Source organism: Amycolatopsis eburnea, assembly GCF_003937945.1.
GTDB classification, from domain to species: Bacteria; Actinomycetota; Actinomycetes; order Mycobacteriales; family Pseudonocardiaceae; genus Amycolatopsis; species Amycolatopsis eburnea.
Window position 1 is genome coordinate 38,469 of sequence record NZ_RSEC01000035.1, and the last position, 12,968, is coordinate 51,436.

Here is a 12,968-nt window from a genome sequence, read left to right on the forward strand (position 1 = left end):
CGGCAAAATCGCGCCGGCGGGCGGGTGACCGGCGGCAGGGGTCGCGTGGTCTGCCCGGCCTCGCGGGGATGTCATGAAAGGGTCGTTCATGTCGTCTGGCGAGATGAACGACCCTTTCATGACATCGCGGATCGCCGGATCTGCCGTGCTGCGCGACTTGCCGCGCCCATCACCCCGGGGTTGCGGGAAGGTTGCCTCGCCCCCCACCTGCGGGGTTACCGTGAAGGCCCGGCCCAGGAGGTGGCGGTGGACGAAGGCGTCTGCGCGGTCCGGCCCGGCACCGACGTGGCCGGGCACGCCCGGCTGCTCGCGGGCATCCACGACGCCGTCCTGGCCGGGAAGCCGCCCAAGACCGCGCCGCGGCTGCTCGTCGAACGCTCGTGGCGGCGGGTCGCCGCGCAAGGGGTGGATCCCGATCGGCCGCCCGCGCCCGATCCCGTCGGGATCGCCGAGGTCGAACGGCGGCGGAACGGCTGCCGGCTGAACGAAGTGCTGCCCGAGCTGCGGGGTGCGCTGACGTCGGTCGCCGAGGACGCGCGGCACCTCATGGTCGTCACCGACGCCGACGGGGTCGTCCTCTGGCGCGAAGGCTCGCGAGGGGTGCGCCACCGCGCCGACTCGCTCGGCTTCACCGAGGGGGCCACCTGGTCGGAGCCCGCCATCGGCAGCAACGCGATCGGGACCGCGCTGGCCGAGGCCGCGCCCGTGCAGATGTTCGCCGCCGAGCACTTCGTGCGGTCGCACCACACCTGGGCCTGCACCGCCTACCCCGTGCACGACCCGCGCAGCGGCGAGCTGCTCGGCATCGTCGACGTCAGCGGGCCCGCCGAGACCGTGCACCCGATGACCGTCGCGCTGGTCGGGACGTCCGTGCGGCTCGTCGAAGCCCTGCTGTGGCAGCGGCACGAGGCCCGGCTGCAAGGGCTCCGGCAGCTGTCCGGGCACGTGCTCCGCGGCGGGCCCGGGCTGGTCGTCGACGACCACGGCTGGGTCGCCGCGCAGAGCGGGGTCTCCGGGATCGACCGGGTCGCCGCGCCCAGTCCCGGCGTTCCGGTGGCCGTGCGCGGGATCGGCGCGTGCGAACCCGAGCCGGTGCCCGGCGGCTGGCTCCTGCGCCCGAGCCGGCGCGAACCGTTGCGGCTCACCCTCGAACTCGGGCCGCCGCGCGCGATCGTCGAAGGCTCGACGCGGTGGACGCACCCGCTCGGCCGCCGCCAGGCCGACCTGCTGCGGCTGATCGCGACCGCGGGGCCCGCCGGGGTGTCGGCCGCGCAGCTGTCGGAAACCGTCTACGGCGACCGCACGCACCTGGTGACCGTGCGCGCTGAGCTGTCCCGGCTGCGCAAGCTCGTCGGCGGCCTGCTGCTCGCCCGGCCGTACCGGATCGCGCCGGGCGTCGACGTGGTGTTGCAACCTTAGGGCAACCCTTACGCGGACCCGGGCCGCCGGGGTTGGCTGCCCTGAACGCGCCGCCGACGACGACGGTGCCCGAGACGGGGAGGTCCGCTCATGACCCAGACCCTCGAACCGGCCGCGGCCCTCGATGCCCGGCAGCGCGTCGACGGCTGGCTCGCCGACTTCGAGGCCGCGCTCGCGGCCCGGGACGCCGACCGCGCCGCCGCCCTCTTCGCCACGACGTCGTTCTGGCGCGACCTGGTCGCCTTCACCTGGAACCTGAAGACCGTCGAAAACCGCGACGGCGTCAAAGATCTCCTGCTCGCCACGATGGACAGCACCGACGCGAGCGGCTTCCACGCCACCGAGGAGCCGACCGAGACCGACGGCGTCGTCGAGGCGTGGATCGGCTTCGAAACCGCCGCCGGGCGCGGGCGCGGCCACTTGCGGCTCACCGACGAAGGCGCGTTCACGCTGCTCACCACGCTGCACGAGCTGAAGGGTCACGAGGAGCCGCTCGGCACCGCGCGGCCGAAGGGCGCCGAGCACGGCGTCAACCGCGAGCGCGTCACCTGGTCCGAAGCCCGGGAGGCCGAACGACAAGAGCTGGGCACCACGCGGCAGCCGTACGTCGTCGTCATCGGCGGCGGGCAGGGCGGGATCGCGCTGGGCGCGCGGCTGCGCCAGCTCGGCGTGCCGCACGTGGTCGTCGACCGGTACGCCCGGCCCGGCGACCAGTGGCGCGGCCGCTACAAGTCGCTCTGCCTGCACGACCCGGTCTGGTACGACCACCTGCCCTACCTCGACTTCCCGCGCAACTGGCCGGTCTTCGCGCCCAAGGACAAGATCGCCGACTGGCTCGAGATGTACACGAAGGTCATGGAGGTCAACTACTGGTCCTCGACGACCTGCAAGAGCGCCGCCTACGACGAAGAAGCCAAGGAGTGGACGGTCGTCCTCGACCGCGACGGCGAAGAAGTCGTCCTCAAGCCGAAGCAGCTCGTGCTCGCGACCGGCATGTCGGGCAAGCCGAACATCCCGGAGCTGCCCGGCCAGGACCGCTTCCGGGGCGAGCAGCACCACAGCTCGCAGCACCCCGGGCCGGACGCCTACCGCGGCAAGAAGGCCGTGATCATCGGGTCCAACAACTCGGCGTTCGACATCTGCGGCGCGCTGTGGGAAGCCGGCGCCGACGTCACCATGGTCCAGCGCAGCTCCACGCACATCGTGAAGTCGGACTCCCTGATGGACCTCGGGCTCGGCGACCTCTACTCCGAGCGCGCGCTGGCCGCCGGGATGACCACGCAGAAGGCGGACCTGACGTTCGCCTCGCTCCCCTACCGGATCATGCACACCTTCCAGCAGCCGGTGTACGCCGCGATCAAGGAACGCGACCAGGAGTTCTACGACCGCCTCGAAGCCGCGGGCTTCCGCCACGACTGGGGTGACGACGACTCCGGCCTGTTCATGAAGTACCTGCGCCGCGGCTCGGGCTACTACATCGACGTGGGCGCCGCCGACCTGGTGGCGAACGGCGACGTCAAGCTCGCGCACGGCCAGGTCACCGAGCTGACGGAGCACTCCGTGAAGCTCGACGACGGCACCGAGCTGGAGGCCGACCTCGTCGTCTACGCCACCGGGTACGGCTCGATGAACGGCTGGGCCGCGGACCTGATCAGCCAGGAGGTCGCGGACAAGGTCGGCAAGGTGTGGGGCCTGGGCTCGGACACCACGAAGGACCCGGGTCCGTGGGAGGGCGAGCAGCGGAACATGTGGAAGCCCACGCAGCAGGAGGGCCTGTGGTTCCACGGCGGGAACCTGCACCAGTCCCGCCACTACTCGCTGTACTTGGCCCTGCAGCTCAAGGCCCGCGCCGAAGGCCTGCCGACGCCGGTGTACGGGCTGCAGGAAGTGCACCACCTCGCCTAGGAACGGAGTGCGCGCGCGGGATCGCCGAACAGCAGGGCGGTCCCGTGCGCGCGCTTGAAGTACAGGTGGGCGTCGTGCTCCCAGGTGATCGCGATGCCGCCGTGCAGCTGGATCATCTCGGCGGCGGCATGCGAAAAGGCTTCGCTGCACACGAGTTTCGCGCCCGCGACCGCTTCCGCGTCACCGTCCACAATGGCCGCGTACAGCGCCGAGCGGGCCGCTTCGACGTGGACGTGGACGTCGGCCATCCGGTGCTTCAGCGCCTGGAACGACCCGATCGGCCGGCCGAACTGACGGCGTTGCTTCGTGTATTCCACCGTCAGTTCCAGCGCCCGGGCGGCCGCACCGACCTGTTCCGCGGCCACGCCGATCACCGCGGTGTCGAGCAGCCGCCGCAGCTGCCGCTCGAAGCCGCCGGTGTCGAGGCGCCGGGCGGGGGTCGCGGCGAAGTCGACGACGGCGAGCCGCCGGGTGGGGTCGAGGGTGGTGACGCGCTCGCGGTGGACGCCGTCGAGCGGCACTTCGAACAGCCCGGCGCCGTCCGCGGTGCGGGCCACCGCGAGGAGGACGTCCGCGAGTTCGCCGTCGAGGACGTAGTGGGCGCGGCCGTCGAGTCCGGCGTCCGACGCGGTGAGCGCGCACGCCCAATCTTCGCCGGCCCAGGCCAGCGCGGCGAGGGTGGTGCCCGCGGCGATGCCGGGCAGCAGCCGTTCGCAGGCTTCGTCGTTTTCGGCGCGGAGCAGGGCTTCGCCGCAGAGCAACGCCGAGCCCAGCAGCGGTGCGGGCGTCAGCGTCCGGCCGAGTTCCTGCAGGACCACGCACGTTTCGGCGAGTCCAGCGCCCGCGCCGCCGTAGTGCTCGGGGATCGCGAGGGCGGCGACGCCGATCTGCTCGCACAACGTCGACCACAGCTTGTCGTCGTACCCCAGCGGCGAGTCCATCGCGGCCCGCACCGCCTCGGGCCCCGAGCGCCGGGTCAACAGCGCCCGAACGGCGTCCCGCAGGGCGCGGGCCTCCTCGGTGTCCATCGGGTCGGTCATCGCAGCACCCGCGCGCGGTGGAACGACCCGGTCCCCCACGCCCCGGCCAGCGCGCGGACCTTCGTGATCCGCAGGCCGAGGTCGTGTTCGGCGGTGTAGCCGATGGCGCCGTGCACCTGGAGCGCGGTCCGGGCGGCGAGGGAGGCGGCGTCCCCGGCCATGACCTTGGCCGCGGAGACGTCCCGGGCGAACGTCTCCCCGGCGACGGCCGCGCCGTAGAGCAGCGGGCGGGCCAGTTCGAGCCGGGTGGCGACGTCGGCGAGCAGGTGCTTGATCGCCTGGTACTCGCCGATGGCCCGGCCGTACTGACGACGCTGCTGGGCGTACGCGACGGAGGTGTCGAGGAGCCATTGGCCGGCGCCGAGCAACTGGGCGGCCACGGCCAGGACGCCGAGGTCGGACAGGGGTGCCGCGGTCGCGCCGGGGACCCGGAACAGCCGCCGGACCGGGTCGATCGAGCGGACCGGTTCCGCCGCGGTCAGGTCGGCGCCGGTGAGGTCCAGGACCACGCCGGAGACGTCGGCGTCCAGCGCGAGGGGGACTTCCGGCGGGGCGACGACGGTGGCCAGGAGGTCGCCCTCGGCGAGCGCGGTGAGCTTCTCGCCGGTCAGCAAAGCCGGGGCGACCGCCGCCGACTCGACGAGCGGGCCCGGGACGGCGTGGTAGCCGAGCGCTTCGAAGGCGACGACCAGGTCGACCGGGCCGGCGCCGAGGCCGCCGTGCTCCTCGGGGACGAGCAGCGCGAAGACCCCGACGTCGGCGAGCGCACGCCAGAGTTTCAGGCCGCGGTCGGGCTCGCCCGCCGCCCAGGCCCGGGCGGCGGCCGCGGTGTCGGCGCCGCCGAGCAGGTCGTGCAGTGTCGTGGAGAACTGCTGTTGTTCCGGCGAGAGCAGGAATCTCATCGGCGGGCCTCCCTCGGGAGCTTCAGCAGCCGTTCGGCGATGGTGTTGCGCTGGATCTGGTCGGTGCCGCCGTAGATCGGCCCGGCGAGGGAGAACAGGTAGCCGTCCACCCAGTCCTGGTCCGTTTCCGCGGCCGGACCGAGCACGTCCAGGGCGGTCTCGTGCAGTTCGACGTCGAGGTGGGACCAGAAAAGCTTGTTCACGCTGGACTCCGGGCCCAGCTCGCCGCCTTCGGCCAGCCTGCTCACCGTCCCGAACGTGTAGAGCTGGTACGCCCGCGCGCCGATCCAGGCGTCGGCCACGCGGTCCTTTGTGGACTCACTGGCACCGTGGGACCGCCACAGTCCAACTAGGCGGTCGGCGGCGGAGAGGAACCGGCCCGGGCTCCGAAGCGACAGGCCGCGTTCGTTGTTGGCCGTTGTCATCGCGACCCGCCAGCCCTGCCCGACCTCCCCGATCACGTCGGCGTCGGGCACGAACACGTCGTCGAAGAAGATCTCCGCGAACCCCGGTTCCCCGTCCAGCTGCGGGATCGGCCGCACCGTCACGCCGTCGGCGCGCAGGTCGGCCATGAAGTACGTCAGGCCGTGGTGCCGCTGCGCTTCCGGGTCCGTGCGGAACAACCCGAACGCGCGGTCGGCGAACGACGCCCGCGAACTCCACGTCTTCTGCCCCGACAGCAACCACCCACCCTCGGTCCGCACCGCCGTGCTCCGCAACGCGGCGATGTCGCTGCCCGCCTCGGGTTCCGACCACGCCTGCGCCCACACTTCCTCACCGCGGGCCATCGGCGGCAGGATCCGGTCACGCTGCTCCTGGGTGCCGTGGGCGAACAACGTCGGGCCGAGCATGAAGATGCCGTTCTGGCTCACCCGCCCGGGCGCGCGGGCCGCGTAGTACTCCTCCTCGAACAGCAGCCACTGCAACATCGAGGCATCCCGGCCGTGGTACTCCGCCGGCCACGACACCACCGACCAGCGCGCCTCGGCGAGCCGCGCTTCCCATTCTCGGTGCGCCGCGAACCCTTCCGCGGTGTCCATCGAAGGCAGCGTGGGAACGTTCGCGGCGAGCCACTCGCGAGCCTCGTCGCGGAAGGCCGCCGACGCCTCGTCGATGTCGAGGTCCATCAGTCCCCCTTGTTCGCGTCGCGCATCGACCGCGCCGACTGACCGCCGAGGGAATCTTCCGACGTCTCCGCGTTGTGCGCGTGCGCGAAGTGGTGCAGCCCGAACACGGAGTCCATTCCGGACCGCAGGCCCATCAGGTCTTCGGCCTGGTTGACGGCCTTCTTCGCCAGCGCCAGCCCGAACGACGGCATCCCGGCGATCTTCTCCGCCAGTTCGACCGTCCGCTCCTCCAGCTCCGCCCGCGGCACGATCCGCGTGACCATGCCCCACTCCTTGGCCTGCTGGACAGTGAACCGCTCGCCGGTGAACAGCACCTCCTTCGCCGCGCGCGGACCCAGCACCCACGGATGCGCGAAGTACTCCACACCCGGAATCCCCATGCGCACCACGGGATCGGCGAAGAACGCGTCATCGGCGGCGACGATCAGGTCGCACACCCACGCCAGCATCAACCCACCCGCGATGCAGGCGCCCTGCACGCTCGCGATCATCGGCTTCGGGATTTCCCGCCAGCGGCGGCACATCCCGAGGTACACCTCGGACTCGCGGGCGAACCGCTGGTCGCCGCCCGCCTTGTCGGTGTGGTCCCACCACATAACCGCGCGCCGGTCGAACGACTGGTCCGCGTCCCGGCCCGGGCTGCCGATGTCGTGCCCGGCGGAGAAGTGCTTCCCCGCCCCCGCCAGCACGATCACCTTGACCTCGGGGTCGTTCACCGCGGCCGCGAAGGCGTCGTCCAGCGCGTAGGTCATCGCGGAGTTCTGGGCGTTGCGGTAGTCCGGCCGGTTCATCGTGACGACCGCGACCGGCCCGCGCCGCTCGGTGCGGACCACCGGTTCACTCATGCCTTCTCCTCGGTCAGCAGCCGCTTCAGCACCTTGCCGGAAGCGTTGCGGGGCAGTGCGTCCAGGAACTCGACGAACCGCGGGGTCTTGTAGTTGGCGAGCCGTTCGCGGCAGAACGCGACGACCGCCTCCTCGGTCAGCCCGGTGCCGACGACGAAGGCCTTGCCGACCTCGCCGAGCCGCTCGTCCGGGACGCCGACGACGGCGACGTCGCGGACGCCATCCAGTTCGGTGAGGGCGTGCTCGATCTCGGCCGGGTAGACGTTGAAGCCGCCGCAGATGTACATGTCCTTGAGCCGGCCGGTGATCGTCAGGTTGCCGTCCTCGTCCAGCTCGCCGACGTCGCCGGTGTGCAGCCAGCCCTGCTCGTCGATCGCTTTCGCCGTGGCGTCGGGGTCGTCGAGGTAGCCGAGCATCACGTTCGGCCCGCGGACCACGATCTCGCCCGGCGTGCCCCGGATCGCGACCTCGAACCCGGCGGTCGCGCGGCCGGAGGTCCGGGACACCAGCTCGGCGTCGTCGCCGGGGCGGCACATCGTCACCACGACGGCTTCGGTGAGGCCGTAGGCGGTGAGGACGATGTCGAACCCCAGCTCGGCCCGCATCCGCCGGACCAGCGACGCGGGGACCGTGGCCGCCCCGGTGACCGCGAGCCGCAGGGTCGGCAGGTCGCCGCGGCGTTCCTGCAGCAGGGACTGGAAGATCGTCGGCGCGCCCGGGAGCACGGAGATCCGTTCCCGCTCGATCAGCTCCAGGGCCGCGCGGACGTCGAACACGGCCTGCGGGACGAGCGTCGCGCCGGTCAGCAGGCCGACCAGGATCCCCGCTTTGTAGCCGAAGCTGTGGAAGAACGGGTTGATCACGAGGTACCGGTCGTCGGCGGTGACCCGGCCGCAGTCCGCCCACGCGGCCGCGACGCCGACCGCCTGGCGGTGGGCCGAGAGGACACCCTTCGAGCGGCCACTGGTACCCGAGGTGAAGAGGATGTCGCTGACGTCGTCGGGGCGCACGGCGTCGGCCCGCGCTTCGGCGTCGGCGAGCGGGACGCTTTCGGCGAGGCCCAGGAACTCGTCCCAGCCGAGCGTGCCTTCGACCGGCTGGTGCGGCCGCTCCAGGGGTACCCGGACGACGGTGCCGAGGCCGGGCAGCTCCGCACCGGTCGCGCGGATCGCGGCGTGGCGGTCGGTGCCGAGGAAGTCGGCGGCCACGACCAGCGCTTTCGCCCGGCCGCGGACCAGCAGGTCCACGGTCTCGGCGGCGGTGAACCGGGTGTTGACCGGGATCAGCGTCGCGCCCGCGTAGAGCGCGCCCAGTGCCGTCAGGACCCAGTGGTGGGTGTTGGGCAGGGTGATGGCGACGCGGTCGCCGGGCTCGACACCGCGGGCGAGGAAGGCCCTGGCGACCGTCTGAACACGTTCCAGAAGCTGGTCGTAGCCGAGCCGCAGCCCGCCGTCGACCAGTGCCTCCGCGGACCCGAACTTGGCGGCGGCGTCCCGGACGACGGCCGGGATCGTGGTTCTTCCCACCACACCCTCCTCTGGACCGGCAAACTAGAACGTGTTCTCATTACCCTAGGTGCCGGACCGGCCCGGCAGCAAGGAGGCGTGTGTGGAACCGACGGGATTCCGCCGTGAAGTCGCGAGCTGGCTGGCCGCCAACCTGACCGGCGAGTTCGCCCGGCTGCGCGGCCTGGGCGGCCCCGGACGCGAACACGAGGAGTTCGACCTGCGCCTGGCCTGGGAACGCCACCTCGCCGCCGCCGGCTGGACCGGACTCGGCTGGCCCACCGAACACGGCGGCCGCGGCCTCTCTCTCGACGACCAAGTCGCCTTCCACGAGGAATACGCCGCCTCCGGCGCACCCGCCCGCGTCAACCACATCGGCGAACAACTCCTCGGCCCCACCCTCATCGCCTTCGGCACCCCCGAACAGCAGGCCCGGTTCCTGCCGAAAATCCTCGCCGTCGACGAACTGTGGTGCCAGGGCTACTCCGAACCCGGCGCCGGCTCCGACCTCGCCGCCGTCTCCACCTCCGCCGTCCTGCGCGACGGCGAATGGATCATCAACGGCCAGAAGATCTGGACCTCACTGGCCCACGTGGCCGACTGGTGCTTCGTCCTCGCCCGCACCGAACCCGGCTCCCAGCGCCACCACGGCCTCTCCTACCTCCTGGTCCCGCTACGCCAGGACGGCGTCACCATCCGCCCCATCCAGCAGCTCACCGGCACCTCCGAATTCAACGAAGTCTTCTTCGACAACGCCCGCACCCCCGCCGGCCACGTCGTCGGCACACCCGGCGACGGCTGGAAAATCGCCATGGCCACCCTCGGCTTCGAACGCGGCGTCTCCACCCTCGCCCAGCAAATCGGCTTCCGCCGCGAACTCGACGACATCACCACCGAAGCCAAGCGGACCGGCACCTACGACGACCCCCTCCTGCGCGCCGACCTCACCCGCGCCCGCATCGGCCTGCGCGTCCTGCGCGCCCACGCCCTGCGCACCCTCGGCCGCCCCGCCGGACCCGAAGTCGCCGTCGGCAAACTCCTCTGGGCCCAATGGCACCGCGGCCTCGGCGAACTCGCCATGCGCGCCCGCGGCGCCCGCTCGCTCACCTCGTCCACCGGCGAACTCGACGACTGGCAGCGCCTCTACCTGTTCACCCGCGCCGACACCATCTACGGCGGCTCCGACGAAATCGAACGCAACATCATCGCCGAGCGCGTCCTCGGCCTGCCCCGGGAGGCCCGCCCGTGATCCCCCACTACCCACCCGGCCACAACCTCCTCACCGGCAAAGTCGTCGTCATCACCGCCGCCGCCGGCACCGGCATCGGCTCCGCCGTCGCGCGACGCTGCCTCGACGAAGGCGCGAACGTCGTCATCAGCGACTGGCACGAACGACGGCTCAAGGAAAAGGCCGCCGAGCTGGGCGAGGTGCACGCCATCCCCTGCGACGTCACGCAGGAAGACCAGGTCCAAGCCCTCATCGACGGCGCCGCCGCCCACTACGGGCGGGTCGACGTGATGATCAACAACGCCGGGCTCGGCGGTACCAAGTCCGTGCTGGACATGACCGACGACGAGTGGTCCCGCGTTCTCGACATCACCCTCACCGGCACTTTCCGGTGTACGCGCGCGGTGCTGAAGCAGTTCGTCACCCAAGGCGGAGGCGGCGCGATCGTCAACAACGCCTCGGTGATCGGCTGGCGCGCCCAAGCCGGCCAAGCCCACTACGCCGCCGCGAAAGCCGGAGTCATGGCCCTCACCCGCTGCTCCGCCCTCGACGCCGCCGAGCACGGCGTCCGGATCAACGCCGTCGCCCCCAGCCTCGCCATGCACCCGTTCCTCGCCAAGGTCACCAGCGACGAACTCCTCGAAGACCTCACCAAACGCGAAGCCTTCGGCCGCGCCGCCGAACCCTGGGAAGTCGCCAACGTCATGGTCTTCCTCGCCAGCGACTACGCGAGCTATATGACCGGCGAAGTCGTCTCCGTCAGCAGCCAGCACCCCTAGGAGCGCCCGTGTCCGAAGCCTTCCTCCTCGACGCCGTCCGCACCCCGGTCGGCCGCCGCGGCGGCGCCCTGTCCGGGTGGCACTCCGCCGACCTCGGCGCGCACGTCATCCAGGCGGTCGTCGCGCGGACGGGCGTCGACCCGGACCTCGTCGACGACGTCATCCTCGGCTGCACCGACACCCTCGGCCCGCAGTCGGGCAACATCGCGCGCACGGCGTGGCTGGCGGCCGGATTCGGCGACCACGTGCCCGGGGTGACCGTCGACCGGCAGTGCGGGTCGAGCCAGCAGGCCGTCCACTTCGCCGCGCAGGCCGTCATGTCGGGGACGCAGGACCTGGTGCTGGCCGGCGGGGTGCAGAACATGAGCCGCATTCCGATCAGCGCGGCGATGCTGGCCGGGCGCGAGTACGGCTTCGACGACCCGTTCTCGGGGTCGAAGGGCTGGCAGGAGCGCTACGGCAGCGTCGAGGTTTCGCAGTTCCGCAGCGCGGACATGATCGCTTCGCACTGGGATATCAGCCGGGAGGCCATGGAGGAGTACGCGCTGCGCAGCCACCAGCGGGCCCTGGCGGCGATCGACGCCGGGCGGTTCGACGCGGAAATCGCGCCCGTCGACGACTTCCGGCACGACGAGGGGCCGCGCCGGGACACGTCGCTGGAGCGGATGCGCGGCTTGAAGCCGCTGTCGCCGGAGTCCCGCCTGACGGCCGCGGTGGCCAGCCAGATCTCGGACGGCGCGAGCGCGGCCCTGCTGGCGTCCGGGGCGTTCGTCGAGGAGCACGGCCTGACGCCTCGAGCGCGCATCCACCACCTGTCGGTGCGCGCCGCTGACCCGGTGTGGATGCTGACCGGCCCGATCCCGGCCACCGCGCACGCACTGCGCCGGGCCGGCCTGGCGATCGGGGACATCGACCTGTTCGAGGTGAACGAGGCGTTCGCCAGCGTCGTCCTGGCGTGGCTGGACGAGACCGGCGCGGACCCCGACCGGGTCAACGTGAACGGGGGCGGCATCGCCCTCGGCCACCCGATCGGGGCCACCGGCACCAAGCTCCTGGCGACGCTCCTGCACGAACTGGAGCGCCGCGGCGGCCGCTACGGCCTGCAGACGATGTGCGAAGGCGGCGGCACCGCCAACGTCACCATCATCGAACGCCTGTCGTGAGTGTTTGGTCGGGTTAGAACCCGACCAAACACTCACGAGCACACGCCGATCAGCCCAGTTCGCGCAGCTTCGGCAGGACGTCTTCGGAGAACTGGCTCAGGAACCGCTCCTGGTCGTGGCCCGGGCCGTGCACGACCAGGTGGTTCAGGCCCGCGTCGACGTACGGCTTGACCAGCGCCACCGCCTCGTCCGGGTCGGACGCCACGATCCACCGCTTCGCGACCTGCTCGATCGGCAGCTCGTTGGCCAGCCGCTCCATCTCGTCGGCCGAGGAGATCGTGTGCTTCTGCTCCGCCGTCAGCGACAGCGGGGCCCAGAAGCGCGTGTTCTCCAGCGCCTTCTCCGGGTCGCGGTCGTAGGAGATCTTGACCTCGATCATCCGGTCGATGTCCTTGACCTCGCGCCCGGCCGCCGCCGCGCCCTCGGCCACCGCCGGCATCAGCTTCTCGGTGTAGAGGTCCATGCCCTTGCCCGAGGTGCAGATGAAGCCGTCACCCGCGCGGCCCGCGTACTTGGCCACCACCGGGCCGCCCGCGGCGATGTACACCGGCAGCGGCACCTCCGGGCGGTCGTAGATCCGCGCGTCGACCAGCTTGTAGTACTCGCCGTCGTGCGAGACGTTGTCCTCGGTCCACAGCCGCCGCATCAGCGTGATCGCCTCACGCAGCCGCGCGAACCGCTCCTTGAACTCCGGCCACTCCATCCCGGAGACGGCGATCTCGTTGAGCGCCTCACCGGTGCCGACGCCCAGGATCACCCGGCCCTCCGACAGCAGCGACATCGACGCGAACCCCTGCGCGATCACCGCCGGGTTGTACCGGAACGTCGGGGTCAGCACGCTCGTGCCGATCTGCACCCGGTTCGTCCGCTCCGCCACCGCCGGGATGAACGCCAGCGCCCACGGCGCGTGCCCGCCCTCGTGCCGCCACGGCAGGAAGTGGTCCGCGACCCAGACCGAGTCCAGGCCGACCTCCTCGGCGCGCACGGCGAACTCGACCAGGTCGCGCGCCCCGAACTGTTCCGGCGACGCCTTGTAACCGACCTTGAGCGCCACT

The 12,968-nt window shown here is 71.7% G+C and carries 11 protein-coding genes; 5 read left to right on the top strand and 6 right to left on the bottom strand.

What is annotated here, in order from left to right; translation table 11 throughout:
* Window positions 1-246 precede the first annotated feature (246 nt).
* Together EIY87_RS11830 and EIY87_RS11835 are read left to right on the top strand one after the other, a co-directional pair.
* Window positions 247-1,419, top strand: a complete 1,173-nt coding sequence (locus EIY87_RS11830) for a GAF domain-containing protein (RefSeq protein WP_225439831.1) — start codon at window positions 247-249, stop codon at window positions 1,417-1,419.
* Window positions 1,420-1,509: 90 nt separating this feature from the next.
* Window positions 1,510-3,324, top strand: coding sequence for a flavin-containing monooxygenase (locus tag EIY87_RS11835; protein ID WP_125307758.1), 1,815 nt, complete (start codon window positions 1,510-1,512; stop codon window positions 3,322-3,324).
* Here the strand turns inward: EIY87_RS11835 and EIY87_RS11840 are convergent.
* Genes EIY87_RS11840 through EIY87_RS11860 form a run of 5 tightly spaced genes read right to left on the bottom strand, consistent with a single transcriptional unit; the run spans window position 3,321 to window position 8,764 of the window.
* Entirely contained in the window at window positions 3,321-4,364 is a 1,044-nt protein-coding gene (locus EIY87_RS11840) for an acyl-CoA dehydrogenase family protein (RefSeq protein ID WP_191984060.1), read from the bottom strand. The two genes, EIY87_RS11835 and EIY87_RS11840, sit on opposite strands and share 4 nt — an antisense overlap.
* Window positions 4,361-5,266 carry an acyl-CoA dehydrogenase family protein gene (locus EIY87_RS11845; RefSeq protein WP_125307759.1) on the bottom strand — a complete coding sequence of 302 codons (906 nt, stop codon included), beginning with the start codon at window positions 5,264-5,266 and terminating at the stop codon, window positions 4,361-4,363. The genes EIY87_RS11840 and EIY87_RS11845 overlap by 4 nt, the downstream gene beginning before the upstream one ends.
* Complete coding sequence (locus EIY87_RS11850) at window positions 5,263-6,393, bottom strand: acyl-CoA dehydrogenase family protein (protein WP_125307760.1); 1,131 nt, start codon at window positions 6,391-6,393, stop codon at window positions 5,263-5,265. The genes EIY87_RS11845 and EIY87_RS11850 overlap by 4 nt, the downstream gene beginning before the upstream one ends.
* Entirely contained in the window at window positions 6,393-7,238 is an 846-nt protein-coding gene (locus EIY87_RS11855) for an enoyl-CoA hydratase (RefSeq protein WP_125307761.1), read from the bottom strand. The genes EIY87_RS11850 and EIY87_RS11855 overlap by 1 nt, the downstream gene beginning before the upstream one ends.
* A complete protein-coding gene (locus EIY87_RS11860) occupies window positions 7,235-8,764 on the bottom strand; it encodes a FadD3 family acyl-CoA ligase (protein ID WP_125307762.1) in 1,530 nt (509 codons plus the stop codon). The genes EIY87_RS11855 and EIY87_RS11860 overlap by 4 nt, the downstream gene beginning before the upstream one ends.
* Before the next feature lie 82 nt (window positions 8,765-8,846).
* Between EIY87_RS11860 and EIY87_RS11865 the strand changes: the two genes are divergently transcribed.
* The 3 genes from EIY87_RS11865 to EIY87_RS11875 are packed head-to-tail and all read left to right on the top strand — an operon-like array spanning window position 8,847 to window position 11,913.
* The gene (locus tag EIY87_RS11865; protein ID WP_125307763.1) at window positions 8,847-9,992 is read left to right on the top strand and encodes an acyl-CoA dehydrogenase family protein; all 1,146 of its coding nucleotides are present in this window, start codon (window positions 8,847-8,849) and stop codon (window positions 9,990-9,992) included.
* Entirely contained in the window at window positions 9,989-10,750 is a 762-nt protein-coding gene (locus EIY87_RS11870) for an SDR family oxidoreductase (protein ID WP_125307764.1), read from the top strand. The genes EIY87_RS11865 and EIY87_RS11870 overlap by 4 nt, the downstream gene beginning before the upstream one ends.
* Window positions 10,751-10,758: 8 nt before the next feature.
* Window positions 10,759-11,913, top strand: a complete 1,155-nt coding sequence (locus tag EIY87_RS11875) for an acetyl-CoA C-acetyltransferase (protein WP_125307765.1) — start codon at window positions 10,759-10,761, stop codon at window positions 11,911-11,913.
* Window positions 11,914-11,962: 49 nt separating this feature from the next.
* Here EIY87_RS11875 and fgd read toward each other — a convergent pair whose 3' ends face one another.
* On the bottom strand, window positions 11,963-12,967 hold the full coding sequence (fgd, locus tag EIY87_RS11880) for a glucose-6-phosphate dehydrogenase (coenzyme-F420) (protein WP_191984061.1): 1,005 nt from the start codon (window positions 12,965-12,967) through the stop codon (window positions 11,963-11,965).
* Window position 12,968 lies beyond the last annotated feature (1 nt).